Genomic DNA, 15321 nt, shown 5'->3' with positions numbered 1-15321 from the left:
GTCGGCGGCCGAGCAGACGAGTGCGAGAAGGAGCCATCCGTGCGCCCAGGTGGACAGCCGAACATGCAGCAGATGCTGAAGCAGGCGCAGAAGATGCAGCAGCAGATCGCCGCCGCTCAGGCCGAGCTGGCCGAGGCCGAGCTGACCGGCACGGCCGGCGGTGGACTGGTCACCGCGACCGTGTCCGGCGCCGGCGAGCTGAAGGCCATCAAGATCGACCCGAAGGCCGTCGACCCGGACGACGTGGAGACGCTGGAAGACCTGGTGGTGGCGGCCGTGCACAACGCCGCCGAGGCGGCGCGTGAGTTGACCGAGCGCAAGATGGGCCCGGTCGCCGGTGGCATGGGCGGCCTCGGCCTGCCCGGTTTCTGAGCCGGCAGATGTACGAAGGCGCCATCCAGGATCTGATCGACGAGCTGGGGCGACTGCCGGGCGTGGGCCCGAAGAGCGCCCAGCGGATCGCGTTCCACGTCCTCTCCGCCGATCCGGCCGACGTCAACCGGCTGGCCGGCGCGCTGCGCAAGGTCAAGGAGCTGGTGCGCTTCTGCACGACCTGTTACAACGTGGCCGAGTCCGAGCAGTGCCGGATCTGCCGCGACCCGCGCCGCACCGACGAGGTGCTGTGCGTGGTGGAGGAGCCGAAGGACGTCGTGGCCATCGAGCGGACCGGTGAGTTCCGGGGCCGCTACCACGTGCTCGGCGGAGCGATCAATCCCCTCGAAGGGATCGGCCCGGACAATCTGCGCATCCGCGAGCTGTTGACCCGGTTGAGCGGCGGCGCGGTGCGGGAGTTGATCCTCGCCACCGACCCCAACACCGAGGGCGAGGCGACCGCCACCTACCTGGCGCTGATGGTGAAGCCGATGGGGATCGCGGTGACCCGGCTGGCCAGCGGCCTGCCGGTCGGCGGCGACCTGGAGTACGCCGACGAGATCACCCTCGGCCGTGCCTTCGAGGGTCGCCGCGCCGTCTGACCCGGTGGGCTACAACTGAGTGGGTCCGCGCGTCGAGCGCGGGCCCACCGGCGTACCTGGGGAGGTGGCGTGTGGCGACGCGACGCTCGGACGGGCGGTCCTGGACCCCGGCGGTCCTGGTGGCCGTGCTGGCGCTGGCCTTCGGCGGCGTCCTCGTGGCGATCGAGGTGGCGAGCCGGCGAGCGGCCGCGGACACCAGCGCCCAGGAGGCCGAGGCCGAAGTCGCGGTGACGCGGAACGCCCGGGCGTACGGTGCGGCGGTGGTCGCCACCGGTGATCGGGCGCCGACCGACGAACGGTTGGCGGCGGTCGCGGAGGGCACCCAGGTCGAGGTGCGGGAAGTCCGCCGGGCGCCTGACCTGGTGGTGACCGTGTACGGTTCCGCCCCTTTCGGCGTGGTGTTCGGGGTGAGTCACGTGAACGCCTGCCACCGTGTGACGTTCCATGACCTGGGCGCGGCCCGGGCCGGTGCGGACGTCGAGCGGTTGGAGGTCTGCCCACCGCCCGCGTCCTGATCGACCGCTCCGGATGCCCTTCGTGGCGCGCTGATCCGAGCGCCGGTGGCCGGTCTCGGCCCCCTCCCGGTCAACGTGTTCGATGTGTCGCTCGATGTGTTCGCCGTGCCGTCGACTGTCAGACGTCTGCCCAAGGTGTCGGCTTGGTAGCGATTGCCTGACGGCCGTTCCGCATCCGGTGTTACATGCCATAGCCTCCCGCACACGGACCGAGCCACAGCTCGGCGTGGTCATGCGCATGACAGAGGTGAGAGATGCAGGCGAGAAGGCTCAAATCGGCTGTGGCCATCGCGGCCGTTGCCGCTCTGGCGGTCGGCGCGGCCGGCTGCGCGGAGAGCGAGCGCGGCGGCGACAGTGGCGAGGCCAAGACTGGCGGCACCTTCATCTTCGCGGGTGCCGGTGACCCGAAGAACTTCGATCCGATCTTCAACGACGACGGTGAGTCGTTCCGGCCGGTCCGGCAGATGTTCGACACCCTGGTGAGCCACAAGCCGGGCACCGCCGAGTTGGAGGGCGGCCTGGCCGAGAGCTGGGAGCACGACCCCGAGGGCAAGGTCTGGACGTTCAAGCTCCGTCAGGGCGTGAAGTTCCACGACGGCACCCCCTTCAACGCCGCCGCGGTCTGCTACAACTTCGACCGCTGGTACAACATGAAGGGCGCCGCCGCCCAGTCCCAGATGATCTACTACATGGACACCTTCGGCGGGTTCGCGAAGAACGAGGCCGAGGGCGCCGGCGAGTCGATCTACGACAAGTGCGAGGCCAAGGACGACGGCACCGCCGTCCTCTCGCTCAAGAAGTACAAGGGTGCCTTCCCCGGCGCCTTCGCGCTGACCTCGCTCTCGATCGCCAGCCCCGAGGCGCTCAAGAAGTACGACGCCGACACCGTCACGCAGAACGGTGACTCGTTCTCGTACAGCGCGTTCGCCAACGAGCACCCGGTCGGCACCGGCCCGTTCACCTTCGGTGGCTGGGACAAGGCCAAGAACGAGATCACCCTCAACCGGAACCCGGACTACTTTGGCGACAAGGCCAAGGTGGACAAGGTGATCATCAAGGTCATCAAGGACGAGAGCACCCGCAAGCAGGAGCTCCGTGCCGGCACCGTGCAGGGCATCGACTTCCCGGCGCCGGCCGACCGCAAGGCGCTCGAGGGTGAGGGCTTCCAGGTCATCAACCGCCCGGCCTTCAACATCCTGTACCTGGGCATCAACCAGAAGAACCCGAAGCTGAAGGACCTGCGGGTGCGGCAGGCGATCGCCTACGCGCTCAACCGTCAGCAGCTGGTGCAGACCAAGGGCCCGGGTGGCGCGAAGGTCGCCGACGAGTTCATGCCGGACACCGTGCTCGGCTACGCCCCGGACGTGCAGAAGTACGAGTACAACCCGGACAAGGCCAAGCAGCTCCTCAAGGAGGCCGGCGCCGAGGGTCTGACGCTGAACTTCTACTACCCGCCGGACGTCTCCCGGCCGTACATGCCGAACCCGCAGGAGATCTTCACCGTCCTCGCCAACGACCTCCAGGCCGTGGGTATCAAGGTCAACGGTGTGCCTCGTCCGTGGAACGGTGGCTTCAAGGACGACGTGCAGCAGTTCGGCAAGCAGGACCTGCACATCCTCGGCTGGACCGGTGACTACAACGACCCGGGCAACTTCGTCGGCACGTTCTTCGGCCGGGGCAAGGTCGAGTTCGGCGACCAGTCGATGAACGAGATGTTCGACGCGATCGCCAAGGCCGACGGCACCGTCGACGACGCTGCCAAGAAGGCCGCCTGGGAGCAGGTCAACCGGGACATCGCCGCCAAGTGGCTGCCGGCCGTGCCGGTCTGGCACGCGCCGCCGGCCATCGTCGTCACCAAGGACGTCGAGGGACTGAAGGCCAGCCCGCTGACCGACGAGCGGTTCAACACCGTCAGCGTCAAGAAGTGACGCCAATCGGCTGACGCCGTAGGCGGAATCGGCCCGGGTTGGGGGTTTCTCCCCTGCCCGGGCCGATTCCGCGACCATCGAGAGTCTGGTGTGAGAGATGTTGCGAGTCATAGTCCGCCGCCTGCTGCAGTTGGTGGTGACCCTCATAGCCCTGTCGGCGCTGATCTTCATCTGGCTGCGGAATCTGCCCGGCGGTCCCGTCGAGGCGCTGCTCGGTGAGCGGGCGACGCCCGAGCGCCGCGCCCTGCTGACCAAGGCGCTCGGCTACGACCAGCCGATCCTGGTCCAGTACGGCAAGTTCATGCAGCGCGTCCTCACCGGCGACTTCGGCAACTCGATCCGTACCGGTGACCCGGTCACCGACGTCATCAGCCGAGCCTTCCCGGCCACCGTCGAGCTGGCCATCGCCGCGATGATCATCGCCGTCGGACTCGGGGTGCCGTTGGGGTATCTCGCCGCGCGCTGGCGGGGACGCTGGCCGGACAACCTCACGATCGCCGGCACCCTGCTCGGCATCTCGATTCCGATCTTCTTCCTGGGCTACCTGCTCAAGGACGTCTTCACGCAGAACATCCACTGGTTCCCGCCGTCCGGACGGCTCACGACCGGCCTGGACAACACGAACGTCACCGGGTTCTTCGTCCTCGACGGCCTGCTGACCCGGGAGTTCGACGCCAGCGCCGACGCGTTGTGGCACCTGATCCTGCCGGCGATCACGCTGGCCACGATCCCGCTGGCCGTGATCGTGCGGATCACCCGGGCCAGCGTGCTCGACGTTCTCAACGAGGACTACGTACGGACCGCCGAGGCGAAGGGGCTGCGACACCGCACCATCCGGGGCCGGCACATCCTGCGCAACGCGCTGCTGCCGGTGGTCACCACCATCGGCCTGCAGACCGGTGCGCTGCTCTCCGGCGCGGTGCTCACCGAGAAGGTCTACAACTGGGGCGGCCTCGGCACCCTGATCACGGACTCGATCAGCGGCGGCCGGGACTACCCGGTGCTTCAGGCGATCATCCTGCTGGCCGCGCTGGTCTTCGTGGTGGTCAACCTGTTGGTCGACCTCTCCTACGCCTTCATCGACCCGAGGGTGCGTGTGCGATGAGTGACCCGATCACCCAGCCCGGGACGCCGACGCCCCGCAGCGGAGAAGACAAGCCCCGACCCGGTATGAGCGAGCGCAGCATCGGCGTACTCGGCGACCGCAAGAAGGCCCGGCTGGACGAGTTGGCCCGCGCGACCGCGTCCGACCGGGGTGGCGTCAGCCTCGTCCGGGACGCCGCACGCCGGCTGCGGCGCAGCCCCGTCGCCATCGTCGGGGCCAGCATCGTCGGACTGTTCGTCCTGGTGGCGATCTTCGCTCCGCTGATCGCGCCGCATGACCCGGTGCAGCGCTTCGACGAGCTGACCAGGAATCTCACCGTGGACAGCATCCCGGGCGCCAGCAGCGAGTTCCCGCTCGGCTCCGACCCGCTCGGCCGGGACTTCCTGTCCCGCATGATCTACGGGGCCCGGCAGACGCTCTTCGTCGGCGTGCTCGCCACCCTCATCGGCCTGGCGCTCGGTGTGCTGATCGGCGCGATCGCCGGCGCCTTCGGCGGCTGGATCGACGTGGTCCTGATGCGCCTCACCGACGTGATGCTGGCCCTGCCGAGCCTGCTGCTGGCGATCACCCTGGTCGCGATGGCGAGCCGGTCGAGCCAGTGGACCGTCATCTTCGCGGTGGCGATCGTGAGCGTGCCGATCTTCGCCCGACTGCTGCGCGGCTCGATGCTCGCCCAGCGGGAGAGCGACCACGTGCTCGCCGCCCGCGCGCTCGGCGTCAAGGAGCGCAACATCGTGCTGCGGCACATGCTGCCCAACTCGCTGACCGCGGTGATCGTGCAGGCCACCCTGACCTTCGCGGTGTCCATCCTGGACGCTGCGGCGCTCTCCTTCCTGGGCCTCGGCGACCCGGACATCAACCGGGCCGAGTGGGGCCTGATGCTGGGCGTGGACGGTCAGCGTTACTTCGAGGTCCGGCCGGAACTGGCGTACTACCCGGCGCTGGCGATCATCGTGGTGGCGCTCGGCTTCACCCTGCTCGGTGAGGCCATGCGTGAGGCGATCGACCCGAAGAACCGGCGGTGACCGCCGTGCGCGCATCGCGAGCGATGAACCACAGCAGTGAGGAAGTGACCCGATGAGCCTGCTCGACGTCCGCGACCTGAGCGTCGTGTTCCAGCGGCGGGGCGAGCGACCCTTCACCGCCGTCGACAAGGTCAGCTTCACGGTGGAACCCGGTCAGACCGTCGGCCTGGTCGGCGAGTCCGGCTGCGGCAAGAGCGTGACCAGCCTGGCCATCATGGGCCTGCTGCCCAAACGGGGCAACAAGGTCACCGGGGAGGTGCTGTTCGAGGGCACCGACCTGCTGAAGCTGCGACCGGACGACATGCGTGACCGGCGTGGCCGGGAGATCAGCATGATCTTCCAGGACCCACTGTCGTCGTTGAACCCGGTCATCCCGATCGGTGTGCAGGTGGCCGAGGTGCTGGAACGCCACCAGGGCCGGGACCGCAAGCAGGCGCTGCGGGAGGCTCGGGACCTGCTCGACGCGGTCGGCATCCCCGACCCGCAGCGGCGGCTCAGCGAGTACCCGCACCAGATCTCCGGCGGGATGCGCCAGCGCGCCCTGATCGCCATCGCGCTGGCCTGCAAGCCCCGGCTGCTGATCGCCGACGAGCCGACCACCGCGCTCGACGTGACCATCCAGGCGCAGATCCTCACCCTGCTCAAGCAGTTGGTCGACGACACCGGCACCGCGCTGGTCATGATCACCCACGACCTGGGTGTGGTGGCCGGACTCTGCGACACGGTCAACGTGCTGTACGGCGGCAAGGTGGTCGAGCGGGCGCGGCGGCACGAGCTGTTCGCGCACGCCCGGCACCCGTACACCCACGGGCTGCTCAACTCGGTGCCGCGGCTGGACTCGCCGCGCGGTGAGCGGCTGCACGCGATCCGCGGGTCGGTCGCCGACAACATCCCCTGGGCCGAGGGGTGCGCGTTCGCGCCGCGCTGCGACAACGTCGTGGACGCGTGCCTGGAGGGACCCCCGCCGCTCGAACCCACCGCCACCGGCGGCGACCTGCGCTGCAACAACCCCGTCTCCGAGGAGGTGGCGGTCCGATGACCGACGAGACCACTGCGCTGATCGAGCTGCGCGACGTCAAGGTCCACTTCCCGATCAAGAGTGGCCTGCTCTTCGACCGGACCGTCGGGTACGTCTACGCGGTGGACGGCGTTTCGCTGTCCATCCGCAAGGGCGAGACGTACGGGCTGGTCGGCGAGTCCGGCTGCGGCAAGTCGACGCTGGGCCGCGGCCTGCTGCGGCTCGTCGAGCCCACCGACGGCGAGATCGTGTTCGACGGCACCGACGTGCGCGCGCTCAAGGGCGAGGCGATGCGGCAGGCCCGTCGCCGGATGCAGATGATCTTCCAGGACCCGCTCTCCAGCCTCGACCCGCGCCAGTCGGTGGAGTCGCTGCTGGTGGAGGGGCTGAAGGCGCACGGGCTGGCCGGCGACAAGGCCGAGACGAGCCGGCGACTGCGCGAGACGCTGGAGGCGGTGGGCCTGCCCGCGTCCGCCCTCAGCAAGTACCCGCACGAGTTCTCCGGCGGTCAGCGTCAGCGCATCGGCATCGCCCGGGCCCTCGTGCTCAACCCGGACCTGATCGTCGCCGACGAGCCGGTCTCCGCGCTCGACGTGTCGATCCAGGCGCAGGTGCTCAACCTGCTCGAAGATCTCCAGAACGAGCGCGGCCTGACGTACCTGATCATCGCGCACGACCTGGCGGTGGTCCGGCACATCGCCGACACGGTGGGCGTGATGTACCTCGGCGGTCTCGTCGAGGAGGCGTCCAGCGACGACCTGTACCGGGAGCCGATGCACCCGTACACCCGGGCGCTGATGTCCGCGGTGCCGGTGCCCGACCCGGTCGTCGAGGACCGCCGCGAGCGCATCCTGCTCGCCGGTGACCTGCCGTCGCCCACCAACCCGCCGTCGGGCTGCCGGTTCCACAACCGGTGCCCGTGGGCGCAGCCGACCCGCTGCGCGACCGAGCGACCGCAGCTGCGCGACGTCGTCGGCGGGCACCGGGTGGCCTGCCACTTCGCCGAGGACATCGCCGCCGGACGGATCCGGCCGCACGAGGTCGAGGTGGAGCTGGTCCGCCCGACCGACGGCACCGGCCCGGTCGACCCGCCGGGCGAGCTGATCCCCACCCCGTGACGCGGTCCGGGGCCGTCCGTCACGGACGGCCCCTGACCGGCGTACGGGAGGTCAGCCCTCGGGGCGGTTCAGCAGTCCGACCGCGACGCTGTGCACCGCGTCCAGCCCCGCCGGGTCGGCCAGCGGGGCCGAGCCGCCGGTCACCACGTACCACTCGTCCGCGTCCTTGTACTGCACCCGCAGGGTGACCTTGCCGTCCGCGTACTCGGTGCGCAGAGTCAGGTCACCGGTGACGACGCCGACCTCGTCGGTCATCACCCCACCCGGGCCGGGCACGATGTCGGCGGTCCGGCTCTGCGGGGCGCTCGCGCCGTTCGAGTCCGCGACCATCCCGGCCCCCGGCACGGCGGCCGGCGTGTCGCCGGTGCCGTCGGCGGTCATCCCGGCGGCGGACGGGGCCGTTTCCGCGTCCGTCTTCGTGTCTGTCGCCGGTTCCTCGCTCATCAACAGCCCTCCAGCATGTCGGTCAGAGCCGCCTTCTCGGCAGCGGTCACCGTCAGCTTCCAGTAGTGCTTCACCGTCACCCAGTCCTTGGCGTACTGGCACCAGTACGACCGGTTTGCCGGCTTCCACTGGGACGGATCCTGGTCACCCTTTGCCCGATTGGAGGACGCGGAAACCGCGATGAGCTGCGGACGCGTCGTGTCGTTGGCGAAGTCACCGCGCTTGGCGTTGTCCCACTCGTCGGCGCCCGAGCGCCACGCGTTGGCCAACGGCACCGTGTGGTCGATGTCCACGTCGGAGGGGTCGGTCGCGCTGCGACCGTCGTACACGCTCTCCCAGCGACCACCGACCACGTTGCAGCCGGAGAGCTTCACGTCCTTACCGTCGCGTTGCAGGATCGTGTCCCGCACGTCGCAGTTCTTGCCGGTGTCCCGCCAGTGCGGGAAGCGTTCCCGGCTGTAGCCCTTCATCGAACCAGCGGTGGCGACTGTCAGCTGGCCCAACTGTTCGACGGCGTTACCGCCGCCGCCACCCGGCGCCGGTGTGGTCTCCGCCTCCTCGGGCGGGACGCAGCCGGCCATGACGAGCGCCAGCGCCGCGACGAGCGCGGCCATCGACGCACGCGGTCCTGATCTGGTACGCACAGACGACACCTCTCCAGCTTGCGGGCTCCCGGCGCTTGCGCACAGTACCCGGGCACGGTTTCGGCGTTTCGTGGCGTCTCCCACTATGTGCAAGCAAGATTGGTGGGATGACCACTTCACCGCCGCCCGCACTGCGGATGGGCACCGCCGCCGGCCGGGGAACCCTGCTCGCCGCGGTGCTCGCCTCCGGCATGGTCTTCCTGGACACCACTGTCGTCAACGTGGCGCTGCCGAAACTCGGTCAGGATCTCGGGGCCAACGTCGCCGATCTTCAGTGGACCATCAACGGGTACCTGTTGACGCTCGCGGCGTTCGTCCTGCTCGGCGGGTCGCTCGGGGACCGCTTCGGCCGGCGGCGCGTGTTCCTCATCGGGGTGCTCTGGTTCACCGTCGCGTCGGTGTTGTGCGGGCTGGCCCAGGGCACCGGCACCCTGATCGCGGCCCGCATCGTGCAGGGCGCGGGTGGAGCGCTCCTCACGCCCGGTTCGCTCTCGGTGCTCCAGGCCAGCTTCCACCCCGACGACCGGGGTCGGGCGATCGGCGCGTGGGCCGGACTGTCCGGAGTGTCCACGGCGTTGGGACCGTTCATCGGCGGCTGGCTGATCGACGCGCTCTCCTGGCGGTGGATCTTCTTCCTCAACCTGCCGATCGCCGTACTGGTGGTGCTGGCCGCGGTGCGGTGGGTGCCGGAGAGCCGCGACGAGAACGCCTCCCGTACCCACGGGCCGGGCCGTACGCGCCGCCGCTTCGACGTGGCCGGGGCGGTGCTCGGCGCACTGGCGCTCGCCGGCGTCACGTACGCCCTGATCGACGCGCCCGCGCGTGGCTTCGCGTCGGCGCCGGTGCTGATCGCCGCACTGGTCGGCGTGGTGGCCGCGGTGACCTTCGTGCTGGTGGAACGGCGGCGCGGGGACACCGCGATGCTGCCCACCGGGCTGTTCAGCAGCCGGCTCTTTTCCGTCCTGAACGCCTTCACGGTGGTGGTCTACGCGGCGCTGGGCGGGTTCACCTTCTTCTTCGCCGTCTACCTGCAGAACGTCGTCGAGTGGTCGGCGTTCCGCACCGGGATCGCGCTGCTGCCGATGACGGTGCTGCTGCTCGTCGGCTCGGCACGGGCCGGTGCGCTGTCGGCCCGGATCGGTCCCCGGCTGCCGCTGGCCGTGGGGCCGGTGATCGCCGCTGTCGGCCTGCTGCTGCTGCGCGGCGTCGGCCCCGGCGCGTCCTACTGGACCGACGTGCTCCCCGGAGTGCTGCTCTTCGGCCTCGGACTGACCCTGGTGGTGGCACCGCTGACCGCGTCGGTGCTCGCGGCGGTGCAGGACCGGTTCTCCGGGGTCGCCAGCGGCTTCAACAACGCCGCGTCCCGGGCCGGTGGCCTGCTCGCCGTGGCCGCGCTTCCGCTGCTGGTGGGACTGTCCGGCGGCGGCTACGAGCAGAAGGCCGAGCTGACCGAAGCGTTCCGGGGAGCGCTCGCCTGGTGCGCGGGGCTGCTGCTGGCCGGCGCCGTGCTGGCCCTCGTGCTGGTGCGCCGGCCACCCCGTGCGGCGCCGCCGTCGCAGCCCTGCCACTCGATGCCCGTCGCCACACCCCCGCGATAAGAAACACCCCGAGGTGAGGAAGGGCCCCTTGTCAGCGCCTGGGCGCTGGCAAGGGGCCGTCCTTGCAGATCAGCGGCGGGCGCGGTTGACGGCGCTGGTGACCGCCTTGATCGAGGCCGTCACGATGTTGGCGTCGGTGCCGACACCCCAGACCGTCCGACCGTCCACCTCGCACTCCACGTACGCGGCGGCCTGCGCGTCACCGCCGGAGGACAGCGCGTGCTCGTGGTAGTCGAGCACCCGGACGCCCACGCCGACCGCCTGGAGCGCGTTGACGTACGCGTCGATGGGACCGTTGCCGACCGCGGTGAGCGACCGCCGCTCGCCGCCGACACCGACCTGGGCCTCGATCTCGACCTTGCCGTCGGTGGTGCCGATCGTGTAGCCGGTCAACCGGACCGCCGGGTCCGGCTGGTGGTCGAGCAGGTAGTGCGTCGCGAAGATCTCCCACATGGCGGCCGGGTCGACCTCGCCACCGTCGTGGTCGGTGACCTGCTGCACGACGCCGGAGAACTCGATCTGGAGCCGGCGCGGCAGGTCGAGCTGGTGCTCGCTCTTCATGATGTACGCGACGCCGCCCTTGCCGGACTGCGAGTTGACCCGGATGACCGCCTCGTAGGTGCGGCCCAGGTCCTTCGGGTCGATCGGCAGGTACGGCACGGCCCAGGTGTGCTCGTCGAGCGGTACGCCGGCCGCCTTGGCGTCGGCGGCGAGGGCGTCGAAGCCCTTCTTGATGGCGTCCTGGTGGGAGCCGGAGAAAGCGGTGTAGACCAGGTCGCCCGCGTACGGGTGGCGCTCGTGCACCGGCAGTTGGTTGCAGTACTCGACGGCCCGGCGGATCTCGTCGATGTTCGAGAAGTCGATCATCGGGTCGATGCCCTGGGAGAAGATGTTGAGCCCCAGGGTCACCAGGTCCACGTTGCCGGTGCGCTCGCCGTTGCCGAACAGGCAGCCCTCGATGCGGTCCGCGCCCGCCAGCAGGCCCAGCTCGGCGGCGGCCACACCGGTGCCCCGGTCGTTGTGCGGGTGCAGGCTCAGCACGACGCTGTCGCGGCGCGGCAGGCGCCGGTGCATCCACTCGATCGAGTCGGCGTAGACGTTCGGGGTGGCCATCTCGACGGTGGCCGGCAGGTTGATGATCAGCGGGCGGTCGGGCGTCGGGTCGATCACGTCGATGACCCTGCTGCACACCTCCAGCGCGTACTCCAGCTCGGTGCCCGTGTACGACTCCGGCGAGTACTCGTAGAAGATCTCGGTGTCCGGGGTGTGGATCTCCGCGTACTTCTGGCAGAGCCGCGCGCCCGTGGTGGCGATGTCGGCGATGCCGTCGCGGTCCAGACCGAAGACGACCCGCCGCTGAAGGGTCGAGGTCGAGTTGTAGAAGTGCACGATCGCGCGCTTGGCGCCGCGCAGCGCCTCGAACGTCCGGTCGATCAGGTGCTCCCGGCACTGCGTGAGCACCTGGATGGTGACGTCGTCCGGGATCATGTCCTGCTCGATGAGCTGGCGGACGAAGTCGAAGTCGGTCTGGCTGGCCGACGGGAAGCCGACCTCGATCTCCTTGTAGCCCATCTGCACCAGCAGCTGGAACATCCGGCGCTTGCGCTCGGGCGACATCGGGTCGATCAGCGCCTGGTTGCCGTCGCGCAGGTCCACCGCGCACCAGCGCGGCGCGGCGTCGACGGTGCGGGTGGGCCAGGTGCGGTCCGGCAGGTCGATCCGGAACTGCTCCTGGTACGGCTGGTAGCGGTGGTACGGCATCCGGCTGGGACGTTGCCGGGCGATCGGATCGGGTTCGGCGTCGGTGACAGGTTGAGCCATCTCGGAGTGCTCCCTGGAACATGTGGCGTCAGCAGATCGGAAGGTGTCGGCGGACTGCCGGGCGACGATGCGCGGCGGTGCCGAGAGGAAACTCAGATGTGCTGGACGGCGCGATGCGACTCCGCGACGAGGTGCCGGCCGGTCAGGCCTCGTCGCGGCGGCTAAGGAGGAGAAGCGCCTGCCACATGACCAGGTCACCCTACGTGATGGAACGAGGGGTGCAAAGGCTGGTCCGGACTATGGGATCGATGTCATCGTCGGCTCCGGGGCCTGGGAACCCAGCCTCGGCGTCCGTCGGGCCCAGGCCACGGCGGGCACGATTGCCGCCGCGACCAGCACGAAGATCGCTGCCGTCGGTAACCAACCCCAGCCGCCGGTGCTCACCCCGAGGGCGGTCAACCCGGCCGGGGCGATCAGGTACTGCACCTGCTCGCCGAGCCGCAGCGCCCCCACGTACGCGCCGCGCTGTGCGGCTGGCGGCAGGGTGGCGACGAGCCCCCAGGTGCCCGCCGAGTCGATCAGCTCGGCGAGGATCAGCAGTATCGCGCCGATCACCAGCACCACGACGGTGAGCGGGCCCCGGGTGAGCCCGGAGATCGGCAGGACCAGGCAGGACACGGCGATCAGCAGACCACCACGGCGGGAGGCCCGCGCCGCGCCCGGGGCAGTGTCGGCGCCCCGGCTGACGCGTACCTGAAGCAGCACGATCAGGACCGTGTTGAGCAGCACCAGCGCGGCGATCACCGTCTTCGGGGCGTCGGTGTGGGTGAGGATCCAGAGCGGCAGGACCGTCAGGTAGAGCACCCCGTGGGCGGTGAGCAGCCCGGAGAGCAGCGACACCGCCATGAACGGTCGGTCCCGCAGCACGGCGAGCCGGCCCATCGGCTCGACCGGCCTGGACACCTGCGGCAGCCGGGGCAGTCGCCGGACGAACAGGGCCGTGACCAGGAAGACCGCCGAGATGAACCAGACCATCGCCCGGTACGCCTCGATCGTGTCCACCGCCAGCACCAGGCCGCTGATCACCGCGCCCAGTCCGAAACCCACGTTCAACGACGACCGCTGGTACGCCATCGCCGTGACCCGTTCGGCCGGGGGGAGCGCGTTGATCGAGTAGACCTGCCGCGCCACGCCCGTCGACGCCTCCACCGCCGCCAACGCCACCACCACGGCGAGGAAACTCGCGAAGCCGCCCACGAACGGGTACGACGCGAAGAGCGCCGCGTCCAGCACCAGCCCCACCACCCACACCCGCTGCGGCCCGTACCGGTCGGTGAGGCCGCCCAGCGGCACGGTGCCCAGCAGCGACACCCCCGCCGCGATGGACAGGCCCAGCCCGACCTGGGCGGCGCTGAGCCCCAGCGCCCGGGTGAAGAAGACGGCGCTGCCGGCGTGGAACAGGCCGCTGCCGACGGCGTAGACCATGGCCTGCACGGCCAGCGCGCGGGTCAACCCGGCCGGCGGTACGACGTTCGCCACGGCAGTACGGATGGTGTCTCTGGTCCCCATGGCAGGCAAGTGAACCGTTCCCCCACGAGATCGGGCGAGCCTTTTAGGCTGGGTCGAATCCTGCGGGGGTGTGTGTGTCCGAGTTGCGGTTCAGCCTGGCCGACGTGGCGGGCGTACGGCTCGCCGTGTCGCCGGCCAACGAGACGGTCATGAGCATGTGGGCGCTGGCCAGCCCGGTCCACCACGCGGTGCACCTGCCCTGGATCGACCGCGCCCGGGTGACGCTGCGCCGCCCCGAGGTGGCCGAGCGGGTCCGACCGCTGGTGGAGCTGACCTGGCGGGGGTGCCCGCTGCCCGACTTCATCACCCCGGCGGCCCGGCCGAACGTGGAGATGGCCGACCAGCTCGACCAGATCGCCGACACGCCGTCGGCCGTGGTCGTCCAGGACCTGCTGTCGACCACCTCGCGTCGGCCGCTGAGCCCGTTCGGGCAGGCGCTGCTCGCCGACCCCCGTGGGCTGTTGCCGCAGCTCGTCGACGCGATGCGGGTCTGGTACGACGAGGCGATCGCCCCGGACTGGTCACGGATGCGGGCGCTGCTCGACGCCGACGTGGCCTACCGCGCCGCCCAGCTCGCCGAGAACGGCGCCGGCCGGTTCTTCGAGCAGCTCCACCCGAGCCTGCGCTGGCTCGGCGACCGGGTGGTCAGCGACGACCCGTTCGAGCGGGACTTCGACCTCCGGGACCGTGGGTTGGCGCTGAACCCGACGGTCTTCAGTCAGCGGCGGGTGCTGTGGAACCTGCTCGAGGAGTCGCTGCCGGCCGCCGCGTACCCGGTCCGGGCGGTCGGGACGCTCTGGGAGACGGCCGCGCCGCCACCGGGCGACCCGTTGGCCCGGGTGGTCGGCTCCGGCCGGGCCGCGCTGCTGTACCTGCTCGACGAGGCGTCCACCACCACCGACCTGGCCCGACGTACCGGGATGTCGGCCGGGAACGTCTCCGCGCACCTGACCGCGCTGCACGCCGCCGGTCTGGTCGATCGCGCCCGGCAGGGTCGGCACGTCCTCTACCGCAACACCGACGCGGCGGCGGTGCTGCTGCGCGCCAGCCGGGGCGGCTGAGAGGTCAGGCGAGCAGCAGGTCGGCGACCGGGCGGCGGTGCCGCAGGCCGGTCTCGCTGGCGCGCAGCTCGGCCGGCAGGGCGAACGGGTCGCCGAGTCGTCCGACGGCGGCGACCACCAGCGGTCGGATGCCGCCGGGCAGGTCGAGTTCGGTGGCGAGGCCGGCCCGGTCGAACCGGGTGAGCTGGCGTACGTGCAGGCCGAGCGCGGTGGCCTGGAGAGTCAGATGGGCGATCGCCTGACCGAGGTCGTACGCGGCCCGCTCGGTGTCGCCGCCGGTGTGCGCGCCGACGACCAGGGTCGCGGCGTGGCGGGCCCAGCACTGGTCGCCGTCCGGGAGGTTGATCAGGATGCGCTTGAAGTTCTCGTCGTCTCGGTGCCCGAGGGCGAACCGCCAGGGCTGCCCGTTGTCCGTCGACGGCGCCCACCGCGCGGCCTCCAGCAGCGATGCCGCCTCCTGCGGCGTCAACGTGGCGCTCGGGTCGAAGGCCCTGGGGCTCCAGCGGAAGGCGAGGAGTGGAGTCAGGTCAGCCATGCCGGCAATCGTCCCGTATGGGCGAT

At 70.5% G+C, this 15321-nt stretch carries 15 protein-coding genes; 10 read left to right on the top strand and 5 right to left on the bottom strand.

Annotated features, from left to right (window positions below; all coding sequences use genetic code 11):
- Window positions 1-63 precede the first annotated feature (63 nt).
- From ACQPZK_RS30200 to ACQPZK_RS30165, 8 genes are all read left to right on the top strand, one after another.
- Window positions 64-372, top strand: a complete 309-nt coding sequence (locus ACQPZK_RS30200) for a YbaB/EbfC family nucleoid-associated protein (protein ID WP_238433593.1) — start codon at window positions 64-66, stop codon at window positions 370-372.
- A gap of 8 nt (window positions 373-380) precedes the next feature.
- The gene (recR, locus tag ACQPZK_RS30195; RefSeq protein WP_355052561.1) at window positions 381-974 is read left to right on the top strand and encodes a recombination mediator RecR; all 594 of its coding nucleotides are present in this window, start codon (window positions 381-383) and stop codon (window positions 972-974) included.
- A gap of 71 nt (window positions 975-1045) precedes the next feature.
- Window positions 1046-1489: a hypothetical protein gene (locus ACQPZK_RS30190; protein ID WP_433536121.1), complete on the top strand. Its 444-nt coding sequence runs from the start codon at window positions 1046-1048 to the stop codon at window positions 1487-1489.
- A 254-nt stretch (window positions 1490-1743) separates the two neighbouring features.
- Window positions 1744-3417, top strand: coding sequence for an ABC transporter substrate-binding protein (locus ACQPZK_RS30185; RefSeq protein ID WP_433536120.1), 1674 nt, complete (start codon window positions 1744-1746; stop codon window positions 3415-3417).
- 97 nt (window positions 3418-3514) lie between these two features.
- Entirely contained in the window at window positions 3515-4522 is a 1008-nt protein-coding gene (locus ACQPZK_RS30180; RefSeq protein WP_433536119.1) for an ABC transporter permease, read from the top strand.
- Window positions 4523-4587: 65 nt separating this feature from the next.
- Window positions 4588-5547, top strand: a complete 960-nt coding sequence (locus ACQPZK_RS30175) for an ABC transporter permease (RefSeq protein ID WP_433539364.1) — start codon at window positions 4588-4590, stop codon at window positions 5545-5547.
- A 52-nt stretch (window positions 5548-5599) separates the two neighbouring features.
- Window positions 5600-6586, top strand: coding sequence for an ABC transporter ATP-binding protein (locus tag ACQPZK_RS30170; protein ID WP_396800235.1), 987 nt, complete (start codon window positions 5600-5602; stop codon window positions 6584-6586).
- Window positions 6583-7683, top strand: coding sequence for an ABC transporter ATP-binding protein (locus ACQPZK_RS30165; protein WP_433536118.1), 1101 nt, complete (start codon window positions 6583-6585; stop codon window positions 7681-7683). Before ACQPZK_RS30170 ends, ACQPZK_RS30165 begins: the two co-directional genes overlap by 4 nt.
- A 51-nt stretch (window positions 7684-7734) precedes the next feature.
- Here the strand turns inward: ACQPZK_RS30165 and ACQPZK_RS30160 are convergent, their stop codons facing one another.
- Entirely contained in the window at window positions 7735-8127 is a 393-nt protein-coding gene (locus ACQPZK_RS30160; RefSeq protein WP_433536117.1) for a hypothetical protein, read from the bottom strand.
- Window positions 8127-8741 carry an HNH endonuclease family protein gene (locus tag ACQPZK_RS30155; RefSeq protein ID WP_433539363.1) on the bottom strand — a complete coding sequence of 205 codons (615 nt, stop codon included), beginning with the start codon at window positions 8739-8741 and terminating at the stop codon, window positions 8127-8129. The genes ACQPZK_RS30160 and ACQPZK_RS30155 overlap by 1 nt, the downstream gene beginning before the upstream one ends.
- A 137-nt stretch (window positions 8742-8878) precedes the next feature.
- On the opposite strand from ACQPZK_RS30155, the gene ACQPZK_RS30150 reads away from it, so the two are divergent.
- The gene (locus tag ACQPZK_RS30150) at window positions 8879-10369 is read left to right on the top strand and encodes an MFS transporter (RefSeq protein ID WP_433536116.1); all 1491 of its coding nucleotides are present in this window, start codon (window positions 8879-8881) and stop codon (window positions 10367-10369) included.
- Window positions 10370-10438: 69 nt separating this feature from the next.
- On the opposite strand, the gene leuA is transcribed toward ACQPZK_RS30150, so the two are convergent.
- Together leuA and ACQPZK_RS30140 are read right to left on the bottom strand one after the other, a co-directional pair.
- Complete coding sequence (leuA, locus tag ACQPZK_RS30145) at window positions 10439-12190, bottom strand: 2-isopropylmalate synthase (RefSeq protein WP_433536115.1); 1752 nt, start codon at window positions 12188-12190, stop codon at window positions 10439-10441.
- Window positions 12191-12427: 237 nt separating this feature from the next.
- Window positions 12428-13699: an MFS transporter gene (locus ACQPZK_RS30140; RefSeq protein WP_433536114.1), complete on the bottom strand. Its 1272-nt coding sequence runs from the start codon at window positions 13697-13699 to the stop codon at window positions 12428-12430.
- A gap of 74 nt (window positions 13700-13773) precedes the next feature.
- Between ACQPZK_RS30140 and ACQPZK_RS30135 the strand changes: the two genes are divergently transcribed.
- Complete coding sequence (locus ACQPZK_RS30135; protein WP_433536113.1) at window positions 13774-14760, top strand: DUF5937 family protein; 987 nt, start codon at window positions 13774-13776, stop codon at window positions 14758-14760.
- Window positions 14761-14764: 4 nt separating this feature from the next.
- On the opposite strand, the gene ACQPZK_RS30130 is transcribed toward ACQPZK_RS30135, so the two are convergent.
- Window positions 14765-15295 (bottom strand): nitroreductase family protein, encoded by a 531-nt coding sequence (locus ACQPZK_RS30130; protein WP_433536112.1) that lies wholly within the window; start codon window positions 15293-15295, stop codon window positions 14765-14767.
- Window positions 15296-15321: the final 26 nt, after the last annotated feature.

Origin of the sequence: Micromonospora sp. CA-249363 (assembly GCF_050950185.1) — a bacterium.
Classification (GTDB): Bacteria; Actinomycetota; Actinomycetes; order Mycobacteriales; family Micromonosporaceae; genus Micromonospora.
This window is presented reverse-complemented; position numbering and strand designations above follow the sequence as displayed.